We start from the raw sequence: 21,945 nt of genomic DNA, 5'->3' as shown, positions 1-21,945 counted from the left end.
TTTTAAGAATATTTGAATCAGAAAAATTAATCCAACGTTATTTTTTTTGTTATCACGTCAGAGTTGTAAGTTATTTTTACTAGAACAACACCTTTATTGAGTGATAGTGATGCTTTTTCAATTCGCTGATTAAAGGCATTCGGATTTTTCTCAGATGTTAAAAGACTGCCTTTGATATCATAAACTTCAATAGAGCGCATGGGTTCTTTACTTGTAGAAACAACAGTAAAATAACTTTTTGATGGACTGTTATAAATAGTCACTTCTGAACTGTTTGTAGAAACTTCTTTTACTGAAGTTGGCAGGTTACGACAGAAAACGATTCTGGGATTTACGTAGTTCATAATAGTGTCAATATAAGCCAAAGCATAAGCCTTGCTCATAGTAGGATTGGTTAACAAAGAATTACCATAACAGGTATCACCACGTGTTGGAAGATAACCCATAGCAACGGCCAGATTTTGTGTTGCTGTTAAGTTGTACCATTCCCACGGTCCGGCATGTCCAAGTTGTGGATTCACCGGGTTAATACCTTGCTGAAGGGGGAATAATCCCTCATTGCCATTATTAATACTGTTGGCACGTAACGTATAAGGGTCTGTAAATCCTGCATTGGCAAAACAAGCATTATTGCCTAATTGATTTGCATGTTTAATAATTTCTCCTGACCCAATTACATCAACAACAGCTTGTGGTGGAGTAGTGGGTACATAAACAATTCCAACGCCATAAGGTGCAAAAGGATCATCAACGCAATGTATTCCGATCATGGGTGCATCACCGGCAGCAATCCATGAACTGTCGCCCATAGCACCACCTAAATTCACTACAAACTGAACTGCATTAGAGTATCCGGGATTGTTTTCGTTGTTATATGGAGCTACACCGCCTATACCATCAAAATCACCCAAAGCGGCTTGATTTACGTAAGGCTGACCTGCAAAAATTCCATAGGTTGGTGCATCTGTACTGCTTATAAACTTGGGTAATGTAATTTCAGACGGACTGTTTAGTACTGCATAATTCAATGCAATATATCCTCCTGTACCCTGACCAACAAGGTAAAAATTATTGACATCAATTTTATAAACATTATTATTTATTGCAGCGTCTTTTCTGAAATAACGAACACAAGCTTTTGCATCTTGTATTGAACGATAAACGGCATTCAGCAAGGTTCCTCTGCGAATATCAAGTCCGTTGGTCGGGTTTGTGTTGGTTGGATCCCATCCTAAACGGTAATCCATATTTGCAACAACATAACCTCTGCGAGCAAACTGCTTGCAAATTTCAACCGCTGCACTGTCATTTCTTGATCCTGTTGCATTACCATTCACAATAATCGGAATATAGCTGCCTGTATGTAAATAAATAATCAAGGGTCTTTCAGTCATTGGATCTGCAGCACCGGACGGCTCATAAATATCCATTTTTAAATCTTTTAAAACAGGTGTCCCTGTTAAGACTTCGTAGTTTTGGCTATAAATTACACTGGGCGTGACATTAACCGAAGGAAAAACTTCAGTTAAAAATCTCTGTCCTTGTACAGTATAGGCAAACATGCTGAACATGCCCAATACTGCTAATTTTCGTAAATTTCTTCTCATCTTATTATGGTTTTATGGATGTAAAAATAAAAACAAACTTTAAATAAAAAAGTATTTGCTTAAAACTTAATCCAGCAGGTCAATAAACTCAGATAAAATCATTGCTGTTGCGCCCCAAATAACCAGATTGTTTATTCTGAAAGCAGGAGCTTTAATTATTCCTCTTGTTGTCTGATGTTGCACTCCCTGGATAATCGCTTTGTTTTCTATTAAATTGTGCAACGGGATTTCAAAAATTTCTTTCACTTCATTTTGATTCGCTATAAAAGCTGATGTATGAACCTGAGTGGCGATAAAAGGATACACCATGTAATTACTAGGTGGAATATAAATTCTTGTAAGCTGACCTATAATATTAATTTTATCACTTGCTATTCCTATTTCTTCTTCCAACTCACGGGTTGCAGCACCTGCCAAACTTTCATCAGTCTCCGCTTTTCCACCCGGAAAAGCAATTTGCCCGGAATGCACTTTTCCGTCTTCCGCACGTTGAATCATTACAAGATGGGGCAGATTATTTTTATTATTGATAAGTAGCACAACACTTCCGGTGCGGTAATCTCCGTCAGGCTCATATACAGGGCGGTTCACAGATGCTAATTTTAAATGAGAGTTTCTGCCGGGTAAATCTTTTATTCTTCCGGAAATAGTAATCTCAAAGTCTGTTATGTTATCTAGTAATGACAACGTTTTCTACTTTTTTGCGTTCACCAATCTGCTGACGCCACATGGCATAATAAAGACCTTTCTCTTCAAGAAGTGTTTCATGTCTTCCTTCTTCAATCTTCTGGCCTTTTTCCAAAACAAAAATATGGTCAGCATGCATAATGGTCGAAAGTCTGTGAGCAATCAGTATGGTAATAAGATTTTTATTTTTGTTGATAGACTTTATCGTTTCAGTAATCTCTTCTTCGGTAATTGAATCAAGTGCAGAAGTGGCCTCATCCAACACCAGCAAATTAGGATTGCGCAACAAGGCTCTTGCTATTGAAAGTCTTTGTTTTTCACCACCGGATACTTTCACGCCACCTTCGCCAATAACAGTATTTAGTCCATTTTCTGCTCTTGCCAAAAGTGTGTGGCACGATGCCATATTCAATGCATTCAAAATTTGCTCATCAACGGCTTGCGGATTTACGAATAAAAGATTTTCTCTTATTGTACCTGCAAACAATTGTGTATCCTGAGTCACAAAACCAATCTGCTCTCGAAGTTCATTCAAATTAATATTGCTTGCGTCAATACCATTGTAAAGAATCTTTCCTTCTGCAGGATGATACAAACCCACAAGTAATTTAACCAAGGTACTTTTGCCGCTGCCCGAAGGTCCAACAAAGGCAATAGTCTCGCCTCGTTTGGCTTTAAAGCTGATGTTTTTTAAAGCATGGCCGTGAGCTGTTATATGTTTAAACGAAACATTATTAAACTCAAAAGTTTCAATGGCATTTAACTGATGTGGTGATTGTGGTTTATATTCCAGCGGCATCTCCATTATTTCATTAAAATTATTCAGCGAGGCTTGTGCTTCGCGATAAATGGCAATAACATTACCCAACTCCTGCAATGGCCCAAAAATAAAAAAAGAATAAAACATCAAAGTCATCATCTTGCCGGGCGAAATATCATCTTTAAAAATCAAATAGTACAGTAAGAAAACAAAAAGTGTCCTCAGAAAATTCACAGTAGTACCCTGGATAAAACTAAGACTGCGTATATACTTCACTTTTTTTAATTCCAGATTCAGAATTTTATCCGTCACCGTATTCAGCCGGTTAATTTCCTGATTTGCCAGGCCCAGACTTTTTACCAACTCAATATTCCTTAGCGATTCTGTTGTTGCACCGGCCAATGCTGTTGTCTCACCCAATATTTTCTTAGAAATAACTTTAATTTTTTTGCTCAACATATTACTTACTACAGCCAAAACAGGGACAGTAAGCAGAAAAACAGGTGCAATGCTCCAATGTACATTTATGGCATAGGCCATTACAAAAATTATTCCCACCACACTTTGGAAAAGAATACTGATAAAAGCATTGATAAACTTCTCGCTGTCGGCTCGCACCTTTTGCAGTTTGCCTAATGTTTCACCGCTGCGCTGATCTTCAAAAACCTGATACGGCAATTCCAATGAATGTTTTATGCCATCGCTATACATTTCTGCACCTGTGCGTTGTACAATTACATTAACAAAGTAATCCTGAAAATTTTTTGCAATACGCGATACCAATGCCACACCCATCGAAGCCATTAAAAACCAGATAATGTCTTTAAAGAATTTTGGGAAATCATCATTGTAATTTGAAACATGCATAGCAAAACGATCCAGCATCTTACCTGCAATCAACGGATCCAACAAAGAAAAACATTGATTAACTGCCGCCAGAAGTAAGGCTAATAAAACCAATTTCCAGTGACGCTTTAAATAACCGACTAATATTTTCAAACTTTTTGATTTGTTAGGAGTTTCAAAAATAGGAGTTTATTGAGTAACATAATAAACTGAAATCAAATTTGTATAATAATAGGAGTGAGGTAGAGAAGGTATTTATGAAATATGTATTTTGGAGCATAGGCTTCGGTATCTTCATCAGTGGTTAGGTACTGCTATCGCACCTGTACATGGCACGGTTTTAGGTCAAAAATCATGTATGTTCCATCATGGCTACTTTATTTTCGATGTTTAAAGACTCCGATATTTTTTTATAGGAGGTTTTGTAACTTTCGCAGTTTGTATTTTTTGTATTTATTAAGGTTGCTGTTTGATGTATTGTAGTTGTTTGTTGCTACTTGGAATATATTAAGCACACAAAATTATACCTATATTTGAACATGTTTTTGAAATTAAATTTTCACAACTTGTTTCGATTACTCAGGAGACTGCCATTAGCGCCAAATTTAGGACGACAGCACCGTTATACAGAACAACGAACTTGACAACAGACAAAAAACAATCTAATTCGAGAGACTATGTTGATATATCAAATAGAAAAAAACTTAAGCATTGATGAATTTATCGAAGTATTAGTAAACTCCACATTGGGCGAAAGAAGACCAGTTAACGAACCAGACAGAATTGCAAAAATGTTGGAACATGCAAACTTAATAATTACTGCCCGTCTTGGTGGAAAATTAGTTGGTGTAGCAAGGTCATTGACAGACTTTTTATATTGCACTTATTTGTCAGACTTAGCCGTTGACAACAAATTTCAAAAACAAGGAATTGGAAAAGAACTTATACGACTTACAAAATTGGAAACACCGAAAGCGAAACTTATTTTACTTGCTGCTCCTAAAGCAGTAAATTATTATCCAAAAATCGGTATGACACGACACGAAAATTGCTACTTTTTAGATGACATAAATAAACTGAAGTAAATTGTCAGCCGCATAACATTATGCCGAGTAGAAAAATGCCATGATTGGTGTAGAATTCCAGAGCCTTTTGCTATTTGGTGAACTGAGGTAAGTACAGCATAAATTCAGCGACATCGGCATTTTTTGGATAGTTGGTTTTTATCTCTGTATGCTTAATGTTTTTTAAGGTTGCTGTTTGATGTATTGCAGTTGTTTGTTGTTCATTGGAATAATGTAGGCACATAACATTATCCCTATATTTGAAAATATTTATAAAATTATTATTTTCACAACTTGTCCCAATTCACATGGAAACTGACGTTGAACCTAACAATTAGACGATGGAGATATATCATTTTGTAAAATATTACCAAGGACTTTCCTTAGACAGATTGCTTGATAAAAACATCTCAAACGCAACAATTTGTTTTGACTTGGAGGATAGCATTCAAGATGTCTTAGATGTTGATAGAAGTCACGAACTCAAAGTAACCTACAGAAAATTATTACTAAGTATTCTAACTTCCTATACAACTGATATTACATCACTAAAAATTGGAGTTCGAATTAATTCTGATAGCGATAATGAGCAGGCATTAGATTTAAAAATATTAAATAATTTGCAGTGTATTCATACAATCTTACTCCCGAAAACGAATAGTGCGGAGCAAATTATTGATTTAATGGATAAACTTAAAAAAAATAATATTTCCTATAAAGAAATAATTCCGATTATCGAAACGAAAGCAGGCATAGAGAATTTAGAAAATATTGCAAAGGTTAAGTCACCAAAAATAAAGAGAATTGCATTTGGTCATTGTGATTACAATTTAGATGTGAATCATTTTCCTTTTTTTCATCAAAACTCAAGAGAATATTGGTCTTGGATTGAAAATATTGTTTCAACAATTCAACCACACGGTTTAAAATTTGTGAATTCGCCATTTTTAGAACTTAACAACGATTTGGATTTTGAAAAAATGCTTTCAAATCTATTTTCAATTTGTGGGACTGATTGTGGGCAAATCGTTCTGACTTTTAATCAAGCAATGTTGTGTCAAAGGAATAATAGACAAGCAATTCCCTATTTCAACAAATTTTCGAATAGATTAAATATGAAAGCGGAATACTCTCTTGCTAATAAAATTATTGAATTATTTGAAAAAGGGAATAAAGACCGTGGATTTTTAATAACAGAAGGAGAAAAAATATTTTTATCTCCACAAGAATACTTGTCCGCGAAAAATTTAATAAGTAAAAGACACAATCCTGAATTTAATTTCACATTTGTTGGTGGGTGCTTTCCCGTTCAAGGGAGTATAATATTTGAGGACTTGTTTCATCAAATAATGAAAAATAAGTTCGAGAGTCAATATAAAGTTAATTTTAATGTAAATATTATCCGTTATGAAAGATTCAAAACATGCCTTGCTAAAATAACTAAATACTTGGATAATAATCCAATTGACGTGCTTGTATTTTGTATACGGCCAGAACCAATCCTGCGCTTAACTAAATTCTCATATAAATTTATTGACAATTTGGGGCAAGTAAGAAGAACATTTAATCTGCCTTATTCAAAACAATTGAATCCGGAAGAGTACGATTTACTTTATACACATTGCAATTTGCTTCCAACAAACAGACCACAGATTGCAAAAAGAAAAATATGGACTAATATTAATTATTTCTTCGGCTTAATAGTTGGCAACAATCGAATTGCTTTAAAGAAATATTTAGAGTTAATTAACCAACTCACACTTTATTGCAATACAAATAATATTCCGTTACTGATTATGGGGCCAGCTATCCGGACAAATACTTCACTGGAAAAGATCATTTCAAAAAGACTTGAAACGTTTATGAAAAAAAACATTAAAGTTTCTGAGGATAAATTTATTGTCGGTTCAGATTTGATAAAGGATGGAAAGAAATTATTTCAAGATAATGGAATTCACGCTAACAAATATTATCACAAATTAATAGCTGACAGAATAGTATGTAAACTAGCAGATAAAATAGAAAAAATAGCTGCGTCAAAACAAGATAACAAATAGAAAAAAGCTCAATTACAAAAAAGTGCCGATGCCAGCTATTTTAGAAGTGACCTGAAATTTAATCGTCCTTATCAAGAGAAAAAATATCTTCCACTTGTTTATTAAAGACTTTGGCAAGCTTTAATGCTAAAACTGTTGAAGGGACATATTTATTTAATTCCATAGCATTAATAGTTTGACGGCTTACAGAAATTTTTCTTGCAAGTTCCTCTTGAGTAATATTTAAAATTGCCCGTTCAACTTTTATTTTATTCTGCATTTGACAAATTTTTTGAATTTTTAAATAAAATATAGTTAAACCTAACAATGAAAATTATCAGGACAGTAAACATATTATATATCATTACATTGAAAAATTCTATTTCATAAACAAATACAAAAGCTATAATTAATAATACATAATTAACAAGGACAGCCCAAAGAAGTGATGTAAAACGAATTTTTGAAATAAATTCATCCTCATTTTTTTCCTTTGAAAAACTAACATGTAACCCACCAATAATAAGTAATACACCAATAATGGTATTTGTAAAATTTACATTAAGAACAGCGAAATATTTTTCATCTGTCCTGAAATGAAAAACTGTAACCATTTTACCATTTAACCAATCTGGTCTGTAATCAGAAAATGTTAAAAATATTCCTATTAAAATTGATGGTATTAGAATAAACCATCCGATTTTTTAAATTTGTTTGGTAATAATATTGACTTTGACATATAATTAATTTTGTACAAAAGCCTATAATGTTATACAAAAAGACAAATATATTTTATGTTTAGTAAAGAATACACGACAAAATAGTAGGTAATATTCTGTTTGTAGCAAGCGGAACTGAGCGACTTATAATAGATATTTGTACATGGCTCAACATTCGTTATTCAATTTAGCCTAACTACAAAAAGCCCAAACCTTCGTTAAAAAGACAATCATTGTACTACCAAAAAAAATAAAATGAAATTGATAAGCAACATGGATAAATTAGGAACGGCTGGGGTATTCCTGACTGCTATTTTCTCACCTTGCTGTTTTCCGCTTTTTGCATTTGTTGCGTCAGCACTCGGATTGGGTAGTTTTGAACTTTTTGGTGGTTGGACAATGTGGGTTTTTCAAGCAATGGTCATTTTTTCAGTTGGTGGTCTTTACATTTCTTATAGAAAGCATCGTTGTTTATATCCCTTGCTCATATCTATTCCAAGCGGACTTATAATTTTTTATGCCTATCACTTTAGCCAAAGCGACTATTGGATGTTTTTTCTTTACGCAGGTATGTTTGGACTTTTAGTGGCAACAATATGGAATTACAATCGAAATAAAATGCACGGAAATTGTGACAACTGCGCTACATCTAAAGGCAAGAAAATAGAAACTCAATCAACGCTGATTTGTCCAAACTGCAGACACAAAAAAACAGAAATTATGCCAACTGACGCTTGTGTATATTTTTACGAGTGTGAAAACTGTAGGACAAGATTAAAACCATTGGAAGGTGATTGTTGCGTTTACTGTAGTTACGGGACTATGAAATGTCCGCCAATACAAGCCGGAGAAAATTGCTGTTAAAAAATAGGGACAATTTGCAAGATCGGTTTTATTTAATGGAAGCATGTATGCTTCGTAAAACTGTTTGGTGTTATGGCAAACGCACTATGTAGAATCGTTTAGAATGCGATTTTATTTTTCTTTATTCTTATAGAAGATATGCTTTACTACTTTTTGTTGGTTACGGAAGACAATTCTATGTACTTCAAAAACAAAAACCGCCATCATGCTAAGCACAACAGCGGTTTATATTTTACAATGAGCTCTTAATCAGAAAATCAATTACACATTGTCAGTTTACTTTATCATCTAATGAAACATCATTTTAGTAGCGATAGTAATCAGGCTTATAAGGTCCTGCAACAGCAACACCAATATAGTCTGCCTGACTTTGTGTTAACGTTTCCAACTCAACACCAATTTTACTTAAGTGCAAACGTGCAACTTTCTCATCAAGATGTTTTGGAAGTGTGTAAACCTTGTTTTCATATTTATCGGTATGGTTCCACAACTCAAGCTGAGCCAGTGTTTGATTGGTGAATGAATTACTCATCACAAAAGATGGGTGACCTGTTGCACAGCCAAGATTAACCAAACGGCCTTCTGCAAGTACAATAATGTCTTTGCCGTCAAGGGTATATTTGTCAACTTGCGGTTTGATAGTGTCTTTTGTATGACCGTAGTTCTTATTCAGCCATGCCATATCAATCTCGTTATCGAAGTGACCGATGTTACAAACAACAGCATTATGTTTCATTGCTTTAAAATGCTTGTCAACAATAATGTTATGATTTCCTGTTGCAGTAACAATAATGTCTGCTTCCGGAATGGCATTATCCATTGTTTTCACTTCATAGCCTTCCATAGCTGCTTGTAGTGCACATATTGGATCAATTTCTGTAACAATAACACGAACACCGGCACTGCTTAATGATTCTGCAGATCCTTTTCCAACATCACCATAACCGGCAACTACTGCAACTTTTCCTGCAAGCATCAGGTCTGTTGCTCTGCGAATAGCATCCTGCAACGATTCACGACAGCCGTACTTATTATCGAACTTCGATTTGGTTACAGAGTCGTTAATGTTAATGGCAGGAATTGGTAAAGTGCCTTTTTGCATACGCTCATACAAGCGGTGAACACCTGTAGTCGTTTCTTCGCTAAGACCTTTAATACCTTTAATTAACTCCGGAAATTTATCAAATACCATATTGGTAAGATCGCCACCATCATCTAAAATCATGTTTAATGGTTTGCCGCCTTCAAAAGCAAACAGCGTTTGTTCTATACACCAGTCGAACTCTTCATTGTTCATACCTTTCCAGGCATAAACAGGAATTCCTGCTGCTGCAATTGCTGCTGCTGCATGATCTTGTGTAGAAAAAATATTACATGAACTCCAGGTAACTTCTGCACCTAACTCTTTTAAAGTTTCAATTAATACAGCCGTTTGAATGGTCATGTGAAGACATCCTGCAATTCTGGCACCTTTAAGTGGTTTTTGTTTGCCGAATTCTGCACGCAACGACATTAATCCCGGCATCTCTGCCTCAGCTAGTTTAATTTCTTTACGACCCCACTCAGCCTGTGAAATGTCTTTTACTTTGTACTTCAGTTTTGAATCTGTTACTGTTGACATATTTTTGATTTAATTTGTATGATTTTCAAAATTTTGCGCAAATTTACACATTTACTGCCTACTAACAAAGGATTATTTTATGCCTCTAATAAAGTCAATTAAGTCTGACAATAGTTTTACAGGAATATGGCATTTAACAGAAAGCACAAATATGCTTTCACAAATGCTGCGTTTCTATGGAAAATATAATTTACCCGGACACTATACCCATCAAAGACGTATTGCAGAATGGTATGCCGTGAGATTGATTTTGCATGAGATATTACCTGAAAAGCACTTCGATATTTTTTATAATGAATATGGAAAACCTTTTCTGGCATCACCGGAAGGTTTCATTTCTATTTCACATACACATGGTTTTGTGGGCGTACTGTTTCACCGTTACAACAATTGCGGTTTTGATATGGAACTATTGGACAGGTCTGTTGTATCTATTTCGCATAAGTTTGTCCGCAGCGATGAAACATCTTTTTTACTTGACAATCCTCAGCAAAAAACACTGATGCTTTGGAGTGCAAAAGAAGTTATTTATAAAATCTATGGTAAAAAATCGCTCGATTTTAAAGACAACCTTCGTATTTTGCCATTTGAATATCAGCAACAAGGAGAAATTAAAGGTCAGTTAATTTTAAATAATGATATTTGCAGCTATGATATTCAATATTCGTTTCAGGATCACCTGCTAACTACTATTGCAATCGAAAAATAAATATGAAGCAACAATTACTTCAGCAATTTCATAACCGAAAAAAGCAGCTTGCTGTTTTAATTGACCCTGATAAGGTTAATGAAGAGCATTTGAAAAAACTTTGCGAATATGCATCAGCGTATCAAGTTGACTATTTTTTTGTTGGTGGAAGTATTTTAACTCATGGAAGCATTTCTGAAACTATTGCATGGTTGAAAAAATTTACTTCCTTGCCAGTAATTCTTTTTCCTGGTAATGCCTCACAAGTTGATCCGCAGGCTGACGCTATTTTATATCTTTCGCTAATATCAGGTCGCAATGCAGATTTGCTAATCGGCCAACATGTGCTTAGTGCTATATCTGTAAAACTATCAGGAATTGAAGTAATACCTACAGGATACATTCTAATTGACAGTGGCAATGTAACCACGGTTCAGTATGTGAGTAATACTAAACCTATTCCTCATGACCATAGTGAATTGGCAGTTTCAACAGCAGTTGCCGGACAACTTTTAGGTATGCAGGTAATTTATCTTGAAGCTGGAAGTGGAGCAAGAAGAACCGTTTCCGGTCAGATGATTGAAATGGTTAAAAAAAATACAAACCTGCCATTGATAGTGGGTGGTGGAATTCGTACTGCTGAAAAAGCAATTGAAATTTATAATTCAGGAGCAGACATTATTGTGGTAGGAAATGCTATTGAATCTAATCCGGAACTCATGTTTGAAATTGCAAAAGCTAAATCTAACTTAAACCAAACCTTAAACGCTTTGTAGCCTGTGGACTTACAAACTATTATGTTTTTAAATATTCCTTTGATAGAATGGATTGGCTTTTTGTTTGGAGTAGTTGGAATTTATTTTGGGATACAAGAAAAGATTGCATATTTTCCTATTAGTTTGGTAAATGTAATTGTATCACTTTATATTTTTTATCATCAGAATTTATATAGTGATGTTATACAACAGGGTGTTTATATAATCTTGCTTTCCTATGGTTGGTTACGTTGGTTTAGAGGTAATCAAAATACTGAAATGCCTGTTACCAACGCTTCAAAAAAACTCATTTTCATTTTACTTGGTGGAATCATTTTATTGACAATTGGCATGGGTGGATGGTTCAGTCATTATACTAATGCTCATTTGCCTTACTGGGATGCATTGGCAACAAGCGTATGTTTTGCAGCACAGTATTTAATGGCGGAAAAGAAAATTGAGAATTGGTTGGTATGGATTGATGCCAATATTTTATATATAGGAATTTATCTTTATAAAGGTCTGCCATTGTATGCAATTTTGTTTTCCATTTATTTAGTTATGGCTATTATAGGCTATTTTAAATGGCAGAACCATCTCATCAGACATGAGGAAAATTCATAAAATTGCCATTGTAGGACCTGAATCAACAGGAAAGAGTTTGTTAAGTGAACAGTTAGCCAAACATTATAACACCACCTGGGTAACTGAAGTTGCACGTAGCTATTTACAGAATTTAAGCAGGCCATATAATTTTGATGATTTATCTGTTATCGCTAAATTGCAGTTAGCGGAAGAAGAGAGATTGTCAAAAACTGCAAATAACTTTTTGTTTTGCGACACTAACTTAATTGTGATAAAAGTTTGGAGCGACTTTAAATATGGCCGTACTGAAAAATGGATTACTGATGCAATACAGAAGAGTGATTATTCATTGCACTTGTTGACAGAAATTGATCTTCCCTGGGAAGACGATCCTTTAAGAGAGCATCCGCAATTCAGAAGGCAACTGTTTGAATTGTATGTACAAGAATTGAATAACTTTGAATTAGGGTATCAAACTGTAAGTGGAATAGGAGAGTGCCGATTAAAAAATGCATTAAACCATATAGAAAAACTTAAACCACATTTAAAATGATGTATGGTTTCCGGAATTAGATAAATTCGCATCTGAATAAATTTCTTTCTTAAAAAATAAAAATGATGAAAAAACAATTTACACTTTTATTGGCATTATATATTTTGCCCGTTGTGGCATTGTCGCAGTCACCAGCGTTGGTTGGTTATTGGCATAACTGGAATACCCCATCAGCACCATACATTATGCTCGATAGTGTTGATTCACGTTATAATGTTATTGACGTTGCTTTTGCAGTACCTCAGTTGGGTACAGACTATCAGATGGAGTTTATCCCTGAACAAGTTACTCCGGCAGTTTTTGCTACACAGGTTCAGAATTTACAGAATCAGGGTCGCAAGGTAATTATCAGCATGGGAGGTGCTAATGCACCGGTTTCATTAGATAATACTATGGAACGCGATTCTTTTGTCTCGAGTATGACAAGTATAATTGACTTCTATGGTTTTGATGGTTTGGATATTGATTTTGAAGGCAGTTCTATCGCTGTAAGTGGCGGAACAATAGCAAACCCAATTGACGCAAAAATTATTAACCTTATAGATGCAGTAAAACAAATCATGAGCAACTATTATGCTTCGCACGGAAAAAGAATGATACTTACCATGGCTCCAGAGACTGCATTTGTACAAGGGGGTATGTCGGCTTTTGGCAGTATCTGGGGTGCCTATTTGCCGGTAATAGATGCATTGCGCGATTCGTTGGAAATATTGCACGTTCAGCTCTATAACAGCGGATCTATGTTTGGTATTGATGGTAACATCTATACACAAGGCACTGCCGATTTTATTGTTGCCATGACAGAAGCCGTCATTCAAGGGTTTAATACTTCAGGAGGAATGTTTGCCGGCTTAGCTGCTCATAAGGTAGCTGTTGGCTTGCCGGCTTGCACAAGTGCTGCAGGAGGTGGTTATACTGATACAGCCACCGTGAAATCGGCACTTGATTATTTGCTTGGTAAAGGACCAAAGCCGGGTACCTATACCTTGGTTCAGTCAGGGGGCTATCCAACATTACGTGGTATGATGACCTGGTCTATCAATTGGGATGCTGTCAACAATTGCTCAACTTCCTCTTATCAATATGCCGAAAACTTTCAGAAAATATTCGGTACAAATACTTCATTGGCAGATTTGAACCAACAGAATATAGCAGTCTTCCCAAATCCCGCCTCTGATAAAATTTATATCACTACTAATTCAGTAGGAAACGAGCCTTGTTATATTAACGATTTACTTGGCAACAAAATCAAGTCTGTAAACTGTACTTCAAACAAGCAGGAGGTAGATATTTCAAACTTGTCAAATGGAATGTATTATGTTAAATTGAAAAATCAGATTGTTAAATTTGTGAAGTACTGATTTTCATTTTTTAGCACTTTATCAGACTTATTAATTCTTGAGCTTAACAAATTTTTGTCTTTTGTAATCACCCAAATTATTGACTTCAATAAAATAAATTCCTGCTTTCATTGAATCAGGAAGTTTAACAGATAAGTATTCCGCCTGAGAATGCAGCACCTTTCCTTGGTCAACCATTTTGCCGCTAATATCAAGAATAGAATAGGTTGTTACAGTTTGGCTTTCAGGAAAAATTATATTGATAAAATCTGTTGCCGGATTAGGATAAACAGAAAAATCTGCTTGTTGAATTTCATTTATTCCTGTAATAGACGGTGTAATTAGTTGTTGCGTTTTATAGATAAAATCTCCTAATGTATCTCCCTGATTGTTTGCTGCATTTCCTGCTGAATAGAAAATTATATTTCCAATGTTGGTTGCAGGAGCTGTCCAGTTGAAAGAGAAGGTATGTGAATCATTGCTCAGTCCGCCATTTTTCTTATGGACAACATTGGTCCTGTTCGAACCATTTATAAAACCAGTTTTTAGAAAAGTACTTGCAGCGTTAGTAATCTGAAATGTGCCACCGTTTGTATTGTTGCTTGTTCTGAGTGCTTCAAATCCAAATCCAAACAGCGGAGCACCTGTTTGCGAAACAGTGACATCAATTTGATAAACCTGTCCGGGAACATATTGCCAGTTGGGCATGTTAGGTGATGCAATTGTTATAGAACCGGTTCCGCTATTTACATTATTGCCTGTATGGCATGATGTACAATCAAATTCACCGGGCGACCCGGTAGCAACTGCTTGTCCTTGTTCATTTAAAATGTCTGCAACTACAAGACCTGCAATTGCAAAGAAAATTAGTGTAAAGAGTTTCTTCATAACCTTTGTTTTTATTTTGACAGGTCAAATATGCTAACTAATAATAAAAGCATAAAAAACAATGATACAAAAAGGAATTATATCCTTCCGAAAAGGGGATAAACTTATCTGTACAGTCTAAAAACTAAGGCAGCAAATTACTTGCTGACATGAAAATGAAAATGCTGGCGGTTGCTTTTTGAACGCACCTTAATACAGAAAAAGAAAACGATGGCTGTAATGTTGAGTAATGTAAATAGTAATAACATGCCTCTAAATTAGTATCAACCACTAAATGATTATAGGATATTTGGTAAATGGGAAGTTTTTTTAGGCAAAAACCAAGGTTCAATAAGTTAAAAAAAAACTCCCCCGGAAAATTCAATCCGAGGGAGAAAAAAATTAAAAAAATTACGCTACTACTGCAACTCTTGGGGCAGCATCCATAATTTCTTTGTTAGCTTGTGCAGCATACTGTTCAAAGTTCTTTACAAACTTAGAAGCCAGATCGGCAATTTTATTGTCATAGGCACTTTTATCTGCCCATGTAGCTTTTGGATTCAGAATTTCTGAAGGTACATTCGGACATGAAACAGGATACTGCAATCCAAAAACAGGCAGTGTCTCGAAGTTTACATTATCCAACTCTCCATTGAGTGCTGCAGTAATCATTGCACGAGTATATGAAAGTTTCATTCGTGCACCTACGCCATAAGAGCCACCGCTCCAGCCTGTATTTACCAGCCAAACACGGATGTCTTTATTCTCTTGCAGTTTTTTGCCCAACAACTCGGCATAGCGTGTAGGATGCAAGGGTAAAAATGCTTTTCCAAAACAAGCAGAGAATGTTGTTGTAGGTTCAGTAATGCCTACTTCTGTTCCTGCCACTTTTGCCGTATATCCACTGATGAAATGATACATAGCCTGACCGGTAGTGAGGCGTGAAATAGGAGGTAACACCCCAAAAGCATCACAAGTTAAGAAGAAGATGTTTTTAGGTGTCCCTGCCACTGAAGGTTCAACAGCATTATCAATAAAGTGAATAGGGTAGGCTACTCTTGTATTTTCTGTCTTGGATATATTATCAAAATCAACACGTGTTGTGCCTTCATAAAACTCAGTGTTTTCCAACAATGCACCAAAGCGGATGGCCTGATAAATCTGTGGCTCTTTTTCTTTGCTCAGGTTTACACATTTAGCATAACATCCACCCTCAAAATTAAAAACTGTATTGTCGCTCCAGCCATGTTCATCATCACCAATTAAACCTCTGTTGGGGTCGGCACTAAGTGTAGTTTTACCTGTGCCCGACAAACCAAAGAAAATAGCTGTGTCATTATTTTTCCCAATGTTGGCAGAGCAATGCATGCTGAGCACGTTTTTATGATGCGGCAAAATATAATTCAGAACAGAGAAAATACCTTTCTTAATTTCGCCTGTATAGCCAGTACCTCCAATAAGGATAATCTTCTTAGTGAAGTTAACAATGGCAAAATTATGCTGACGTGTGCCGTCAATTTTCGGGTCGGCATAGAAGCCAGATGCAGCAAGAATTACCCAGTCTTTTTCTACAGAAGTTATTTCATCGGCTGTTGGACGCAGAAAAAGGTTGTTGGCAAAAATACTTTGATATGGTGATTCCGTAATGACACGTATATTGAGTCTGTATCGAGGGTCGGCACAGGCATAACAATCGCGCACATACACTTCTTTGCCCGAAAAATAAGCCGTAACTCTGTTATAAAGAGCATCAAACTTATCGCTATCAAATTTTATGTTGATATCTCCCCACCAAACAGAATTTTCAGTCTCCTTATCCGCTACAATAAATTTATCCTTTGGCGAGCGACCTGTAAATTCGCCCGTATCAACTGCCAATGCACCAAAGTCTGTTAATTCACCTTCACCTCTGATGACAACTTCTTCAACCAGTTCTGCAACGGTAAGATTCCAATAGGCTGCTGACACGTTTTTTAGACCAAGTTCAGCAACAGAAAAATTCGGGTTTTTTAATCCGTATTCATTCATGATATTTCATCGTTTTTATGAGCCGCAAAGTAACAAAAAAATATGAAATTCTACATTACCTTTTACTGCTTTTCTATACATAACTTATCAACCTGACGGCTTAAATAAAATTAGCTTTTGTAAAGGGTTTGATTCACAGAACGTTTTACTTTTGTAGTTAAGATGTTAAAAGAGATTGCATGTTTAAGAAAATATTGATAGCCAACAGAGGAGAGATTGCACTCAGGGTGATGCGCACAGCAAAAGATATGGGAATTAAAACGGTAGCCGTTTATAGCGATGCTGATCGTTTGGCGCCACATGTCCTTTTTGCCGATGACGCTGTACACATAGGAGCCTCACCATCAGCACAATCCTATCTGCTGGTTGAAAAAATAATTCAAGCGGCCAAACAAACCGGTGCCGAAGCTGTTCATCCCGGCTATGGATTTTTGTCTGAGAATGCCGATGCAGCACAAGCCATTATAGATTCAGGATTAATCTTCATTGGGCCTTCACCACAATCCATGCGGACCATGGGAAGCAAATTAGGTGCTAAAGAGGCTGCCAAAAAGTTTAACGTGCCATTAGTACCCGGAACTGATTATGCCATTAGCGATATTGATGAAGCCCGACAAATAGCTATTGAAATTGGTTTTCCTGTATTGATAAAAGCCAGTGCCGGTGGCGGTGGCAAGGGCATGCGTATTGTTGAGCATGAAAAAGACTTTAAAGATTCCGTTAAGTCGGCAATGAGCGAGGCGTTGTCGGCCTTTGGTGATGGCAGTGTGTTTATTGAAAAGTACGTTGCTTCGCCACGTCATATCGAGATACAGGTTATGGGTGATAACCATGGAAATGTGGTTCATCTTTTTGAAAGAGAATGTTCCGTTCAGAGAAGGCATCAAAAAGTGATTGAAGAAGCCCCTTCAGGAATACTTACAGACAAAACAAGAGAAGCCATGGGCCAATGTGCCGTGATGGTTGCCAGAGCTTGCAATTATTCAGGTGCCGGTACAGTAGAATTTTTATTGGACGAAAAACACAATTTCTACTTTCTTGAAATGAACACCCGTTTGCAGGTAGAGCATCCGGTAACAGAAATGATAACAGGCATAGATTTAGTAAAAGAACAACTAAATGTTGCTGCTGGTAATAAATTAAGTTTTACTCAAGAAGATTTAAAAATTAACGGTCATGCTGTTGAGGTGAGAGTTTATGCCGAAGACCCTGCAAACAATTTCCTTCCCAGTGTAGGTAAACTCTCTACATACATTCCACCAAGGGGTGTAGGCGTGAGGGTTGATGACGGTTATGAACAAGGCATGGAAATTCCAATTTATTACGACCCGATGATTGCCAAGTTGGTTACCTATGGGCGTGACAGGAATGAGGCAATTGCAAGAATGATTAGAGCCATTGATGAATATAAAATTACAGGGTGCGAAACAACCTTGCCTTTTTGCCGCTTTGTGATGGAGCATAAAGCTTTTGTTACCGCAAAATTTGATACTCATTTTGTTAAAAAATATTTTACAACGGATGTATTAGAAAAATCAATTGCTGACGAAGTAGAAATAGCTTCTTTGGCAGCACAACTCTGGCATGAACAAAAGAAGCCTGCTGCTATGCAGCAACAACAAGAAAAGTCTATATCGCACTGGCGCAACAACAGATCCTGAACCAACGTTTGGTTAAACAAATGATTAAGAAAATTTTGAATTGCGAAATCGGCAATGCATTTGCTAAAACATCAGTCATGAAGTTTTCAGTAGCGCTATGCTTCTTGTTGACAGTTTTTATCCAATTCAGCAATGCACAAACACCTGTTGGTTCATCAACAGCTGTTTATGATGGCGATACTATAGCTTATTACACTTTAAATGCTGTGGATATTTACGGTTTTATTCCTGCCAATGCATCTGATGATGTACGTAAATACATGAAGTTACGCAGAGATGTTTTGAAGGCCTATCCTTATGCAAAAATTGCTTCGGCAGAATTAAGATTTATAGAAGAGTCTGTTTCAAAAATGACTTCAGAAAAAGAGAAGAAAAAGTTTATTAAGGAACAGGAAAAAATAATGAAAGAGCAGTTTGAGAAAGATCTAAAAAACCTCACCTACACACAGGGTAAAATCCTCATCAAACTGATTGATCGTGAAACCGGGCACACTTCTTATACGCTGGTGAAAGAACTCAGGGGTAGCTTACAGGCGTTTTTCTGGCAGGGGATAGCCAAAATTTTCAGTGCAAACCTCAAGTCGGAGTACGACCCTGATGGAGCAGATAAAATGATAGAAAAAGTAGTTCAGTCTATTGAAAAAGGCGAGCTACAAGTTAGAAATTAACTTGCAACTTACGCCATGTAAGCGTTTTTATTCTGTATCTTTGCCCGGCAAAAGCAAATACCATGGCTCTTGCAACAAAATCAAACTTACAGGAAGGATTAACATACGATGATGTTTTACTCGTTCCTGCTTTCTCGGAAATACTACCCCGCGATGTTGATACTTCAACATATTTCTCAAAAAACATAAAGCTCAATGTCCCCATTGTTTCAGCAGCAATGGATACGGTAACCGAATCGGCAATGGCCATAGCTATTGCTCAGGAAGGCGGCATTGGTGTACTGCATAAGAACATGTCTATTGAGCAGCAAACAAATGAAGTAAGGAAAGTAAAACGGTCGGAAAGTGGTATGATTCATGACCCAATTACCTTGCATCAAAATGCCACCATTCAAGAAGCTCTGGGCATCATGCGCGAACAACGTATTGGCGGTATCCCCATAGTAAATGACAATCAAAAGTTAGTAGGTATTTTAACCAACAGAGACCTTAGGTTCGAAACCGATGAAAGCCGAAAGGTCAAAGAAGTCATGACTTCAGGACAGTTGATTACTGTGACAGGAGTAGTTTCTCTTCAAAAAGCAGAAGTAATTTTACGACAGTATAAAATAGAAAAACTACCTGTAGTAGATAAGACAGGTAAATTAATAGGACTTGTTACCTATAAAGACATTATAAAGTTTAAGTCAAGACCTAACTCATGCAAGGATAAATTAGGCCGATTGAGGGTGGCAGCAGGCATTGGTGTTACAGAAGATATGCTTGATCGTGTAGCCTCGTTGGTAAATGCAGGTGTTGATGCCATAGTAATTGATACGGCACATGGCCATTCTAAAGGTGTTATCAATGCATTAAAATCAGTAAAGAAAAAGTTCTCGGGTTTGGATGTTGTTGTAGGCAATGTAGGCACTGCCGATGGTGCCAAATTGTTGGTTAAGAACGGTGCTGATGGTGTTAAGGTAGGCATTGGTCCGGGTTCTATATGCACCACACGTGTGGTGGCCGGTGTGGGGGTGCCGCAACTTACAGCCGTAGCAGATGCAGCGTCAGCCATTAAAGGTTCCGGAGTACCTATTATTGCAGATGGCGGAATTCGTTTTACCGGTGATATTCCAAAAGCTATTGCCGCAGGGGCATTCAGCATCATGGCAGGTTCCATGTTTGCCGGAGTTGAAGAGTCTCCCGGTGAGACCATCATTTTTGAAGGACGGAAATTTAAATCCTATCGTGGTATGGGCTCCATTGAAGCCATGCGCGAAGGCTCAAAAGATCGTTATTTTCAGGATGCAGAAGACGATATCAAAAAATTGGTCCCTGAAGGTATTGTAGGACGCGTTCCATACAAAGGAACACTTGCCGAAACAGTGTATCAGTTGGTGGGAGGTCTGAGGGCAGGGATGGGTTATTGCGGTGCAAAGAATATTTCCGAACTACAGAAAGCAAAGTTTATCCGTATTACACAAAGTGGCGTACGTGAAAGCCACCCGCATGGAGTTACCATTGTAAAAGAAGCACCTAACTATACCGGATAAGATTAACAACGGTGAAATTTTTGGAATAACCATATCTTCCAGACAACTTTTATTCTCTCTGAATTTCTATATTTGATGCTTATAATAATTTTGATTGAAATGAAAAAGTATTTTGTCCAGGTTCTTATCGTTTTTTATTCCTGTACATCACACAAAAAAATCAACACATCTGTTGCCGGCAGTTGTAATTCGTTAACTGCTGACGGAAGACTTTTTACCTCCGCTTATCAGCAGTATGCCGGAGAGTACAAAGCCCTTTGTATTCAGGCCTACAACATTGCAGCATTACGATTGGATCAGATTCTTAGCGATTCAAATTCCACAAAACCCAAAGCCATTATTACCGATATAGACGAAACCATTTTGGATAACTCGCCCTATTCTGTTCACAGAGCATTATACAATCTGGACTATGAACCCAAAACGTGGGGCGAATGGATTGCTAAAGCCACAGCAGATACCATGCCCGGAGCATTGCCTTTTTTTAAATACGCAGCCTCCAAAAATGTTGAAGTCTTTTATCTTTCTAACAGAGCGGAGAGCGATCGGCCTGGGACGCTAAGGAATATCGTAAAATATGGCTTCCCTTATGCAGATAACAATCACCTGATTTTAAAAACAGAATCTTCAAGTAAAGAAGGACGAAGAAAAAAACTGGCAGAAAATTATGATATTGTATTGTTAATTGGCGATAATCTGGCCGACTTTAGTGATTTATTTGACCGCAAAACAACAGAAGAAAGAAATGAAAATGTACAACGTGCAGCCAATGAATTTGGAAAAAAATTTATCGTATTGCCCAATGCCAATTATGGCGACTGGGAAGGAGCCTTTTATCAATACAACTACAAACGCCCACCGGCAGAAAAAGACTCAATCATTAAAAGCTTATTAAAAAACTACTAATTCTGTTTCAGTGGTTTTTAGTGCCTTTAGCTTCTCCGTACTTTCAAAGTCTCCCGCATTTCAGGGGACTTTGAAATAATAAAATACATTGAAGGGTTAATACGTTTTTATAACCTCACCGGTAAGGTCACGCGCTTTTGCGCCCCTGATAGGTGAAA

19 protein-coding genes and 1 pseudogene are annotated in these 21,945 nt (G+C 36.6%); 13 read left to right on the top strand and 7 right to left on the bottom strand.

Annotation, left to right across the window (positions count from 1 at the left end):
* Positions 1 to 26: 26 nt before the first annotated feature.
* The 3 genes from V9G42_00285 to V9G42_00275 all read right to left on the bottom strand — a co-directional run bounded on the left by V9G42_00285 (position 27) and on the right by V9G42_00275 (position 4,053).
* Positions 27 to 1,607 carry a T9SS type A sorting domain-containing protein gene (locus tag V9G42_00285; protein MEI2757846.1) on the bottom strand — a complete coding sequence of 527 codons (1,581 nt, stop codon included), beginning with the start codon at positions 1,605 to 1,607 and terminating at the stop codon, positions 27 to 29.
* 66 nt (positions 1,608 to 1,673) lie between these two features.
* Positions 1,674 to 2,294, bottom strand: a complete 621-nt coding sequence (locus V9G42_00280; protein MEI2757845.1) for a CoA pyrophosphatase — start codon at positions 2,292 to 2,294, stop codon at positions 1,674 to 1,676.
* Positions 2,278 to 4,053 (bottom strand): ABC transporter ATP-binding protein, encoded by a 1,776-nt coding sequence (locus V9G42_00275; GenBank protein MEI2757844.1) that lies wholly within the window; start codon positions 4,051 to 4,053, stop codon positions 2,278 to 2,280. Before V9G42_00275 ends, V9G42_00280 begins: the two co-directional genes overlap by 17 nt.
* 524 nt (positions 4,054 to 4,577) lie before the next feature.
* Here V9G42_00275 and V9G42_00270 point away from each other — a divergent pair.
* On the top strand, positions 4,578 to 4,985 hold the full coding sequence (locus V9G42_00270) for a GNAT family N-acetyltransferase (protein MEI2757843.1): 408 nt from the start codon (positions 4,578 to 4,580) through the stop codon (positions 4,983 to 4,985).
* 320 nt (positions 4,986 to 5,305) lie between these two features.
* Positions 5,306 to 7,021: an aldolase/citrate lyase family protein gene (locus tag V9G42_00265; protein ID MEI2757842.1), complete on the top strand. Its 1,716-nt coding sequence runs from the start codon at positions 5,306 to 5,308 to the stop codon at positions 7,019 to 7,021.
* A 58-nt stretch (positions 7,022 to 7,079) separates the two neighbouring features.
* Here the strand turns inward: V9G42_00265 and V9G42_00260 are convergent, their stop codons facing one another.
* Positions 7,080 to 7,280 carry a helix-turn-helix transcriptional regulator gene (locus V9G42_00260; GenBank protein ID MEI2757841.1) on the bottom strand — a complete coding sequence of 67 codons (201 nt, stop codon included), beginning with the start codon at positions 7,278 to 7,280 and terminating at the stop codon, positions 7,080 to 7,082.
* 694 nt (positions 7,281 to 7,974) lie between these two features.
* Here V9G42_00260 and V9G42_00255 point away from each other — a divergent pair.
* Both V9G42_00255 and V9G42_00250 read left to right on the top strand, forming a co-directional pair.
* Positions 7,975 to 8,313, top strand: a pseudogene (locus V9G42_00255) (MerC domain-containing protein).
* A gap of 24 nt (positions 8,314 to 8,337) precedes the next feature.
* Entirely contained in the window at positions 8,338 to 8,583 is a 246-nt protein-coding gene (locus tag V9G42_00250; GenBank protein ID MEI2757840.1) for a GDCCVxC domain-containing (seleno)protein, read from the top strand.
* Positions 8,584 to 8,887: 304 nt separating this feature from the next.
* Here V9G42_00250 and ahcY read toward each other — a convergent pair whose 3' ends face one another.
* A complete protein-coding gene (gene ahcY / locus V9G42_00245) occupies positions 8,888 to 10,204 on the bottom strand; it encodes an adenosylhomocysteinase (GenBank protein MEI2757839.1) in 1,317 nt (438 codons plus the stop codon).
* Between the two features lie 79 nt (positions 10,205 to 10,283).
* Between ahcY and V9G42_00240 the strand changes: the two genes are divergently transcribed.
* The 5 genes from V9G42_00240 to V9G42_00220 all read left to right on the top strand — a co-directional run bounded on the left by V9G42_00240 (position 10,284) and on the right by V9G42_00220 (position 14,146).
* Positions 10,284 to 10,913, top strand: a complete 630-nt coding sequence (locus tag V9G42_00240; protein ID MEI2757838.1) for a 4'-phosphopantetheinyl transferase superfamily protein — start codon at positions 10,284 to 10,286, stop codon at positions 10,911 to 10,913.
* 2 nt (positions 10,914 to 10,915) lie between these two features.
* Positions 10,916 to 11,668, top strand: a complete 753-nt coding sequence (locus tag V9G42_00235) for a geranylgeranylglyceryl/heptaprenylglyceryl phosphate synthase (GenBank protein MEI2757837.1) — start codon at positions 10,916 to 10,918, stop codon at positions 11,666 to 11,668.
* A 3-nt stretch (positions 11,669 to 11,671) separates the two neighbouring features.
* Entirely contained in the window at positions 11,672 to 12,271 is a 600-nt protein-coding gene (gene pnuC / locus V9G42_00230; protein ID MEI2757836.1) for a nicotinamide riboside transporter PnuC, read from the top strand.
* The gene (locus V9G42_00225; GenBank protein MEI2757835.1) at positions 12,255 to 12,785 is read left to right on the top strand and encodes an ATP-binding protein; all 531 of its coding nucleotides are present in this window, start codon (positions 12,255 to 12,257) and stop codon (positions 12,783 to 12,785) included. The genes pnuC and V9G42_00225 overlap by 17 nt, the downstream gene beginning before the upstream one ends.
* 62 nt (positions 12,786 to 12,847) lie before the next feature.
* Entirely contained in the window at positions 12,848 to 14,146 is a 1,299-nt protein-coding gene (locus V9G42_00220; protein MEI2757834.1) for a glycosyl hydrolase family 18 protein, read from the top strand.
* A 30-nt stretch (positions 14,147 to 14,176) separates the two neighbouring features.
* On the opposite strand, the gene V9G42_00215 is transcribed toward V9G42_00220, so the two are convergent.
* Together V9G42_00215 and pckA are read right to left on the bottom strand one after the other, a co-directional pair.
* Complete coding sequence (locus V9G42_00215; protein MEI2757833.1) at positions 14,177 to 15,013, bottom strand: choice-of-anchor V domain-containing protein; 837 nt, start codon at positions 15,011 to 15,013, stop codon at positions 14,177 to 14,179.
* Between the two features lie 390 nt (positions 15,014 to 15,403).
* On the bottom strand, positions 15,404 to 17,020 hold the full coding sequence (pckA, locus tag V9G42_00210; GenBank protein MEI2757832.1) for a phosphoenolpyruvate carboxykinase (ATP): 1,617 nt from the start codon (positions 17,018 to 17,020) through the stop codon (positions 15,404 to 15,406).
* A gap of 179 nt (positions 17,021 to 17,199) precedes the next feature.
* Here pckA and accC point away from each other — a divergent pair, with 179 nt between their 5' ends.
* The 4 genes from accC (at position 17,200) to V9G42_00190 (ending at position 21,787) form a co-directional block, all read left to right on the top strand.
* Positions 17,200 to 18,681, top strand: a complete 1,482-nt coding sequence (accC, locus tag V9G42_00205) for an acetyl-CoA carboxylase biotin carboxylase subunit (protein ID MEI2757831.1) — start codon at positions 17,200 to 17,202, stop codon at positions 18,679 to 18,681.
* A 20-nt stretch (positions 18,682 to 18,701) separates the two neighbouring features.
* Entirely contained in the window at positions 18,702 to 19,349 is a 648-nt protein-coding gene (locus tag V9G42_00200; GenBank protein MEI2757830.1) for a DUF4294 domain-containing protein, read from the top strand.
* A gap of 62 nt (positions 19,350 to 19,411) precedes the next feature.
* Entirely contained in the window at positions 19,412 to 20,881 is a 1,470-nt protein-coding gene (guaB, locus tag V9G42_00195) for an IMP dehydrogenase (protein ID MEI2757829.1), read from the top strand.
* Positions 20,882 to 20,956: 75 nt separating this feature from the next.
* Entirely contained in the window at positions 20,957 to 21,787 is an 831-nt protein-coding gene (locus tag V9G42_00190) for a 5'-nucleotidase, lipoprotein e(P4) family (protein ID MEI2757828.1), read from the top strand.
* Positions 21,788 to 21,945 lie beyond the last annotated feature (158 nt).

This window comes from Bacteroidia bacterium, assembly GCA_037045145.1.
Classification (GTDB): Bacteria; Bacteroidota; Bacteroidia; order AKYH767-A; family OLB10; genus OLB10.
This window is presented reverse-complemented; position numbering and strand designations above follow the sequence as displayed.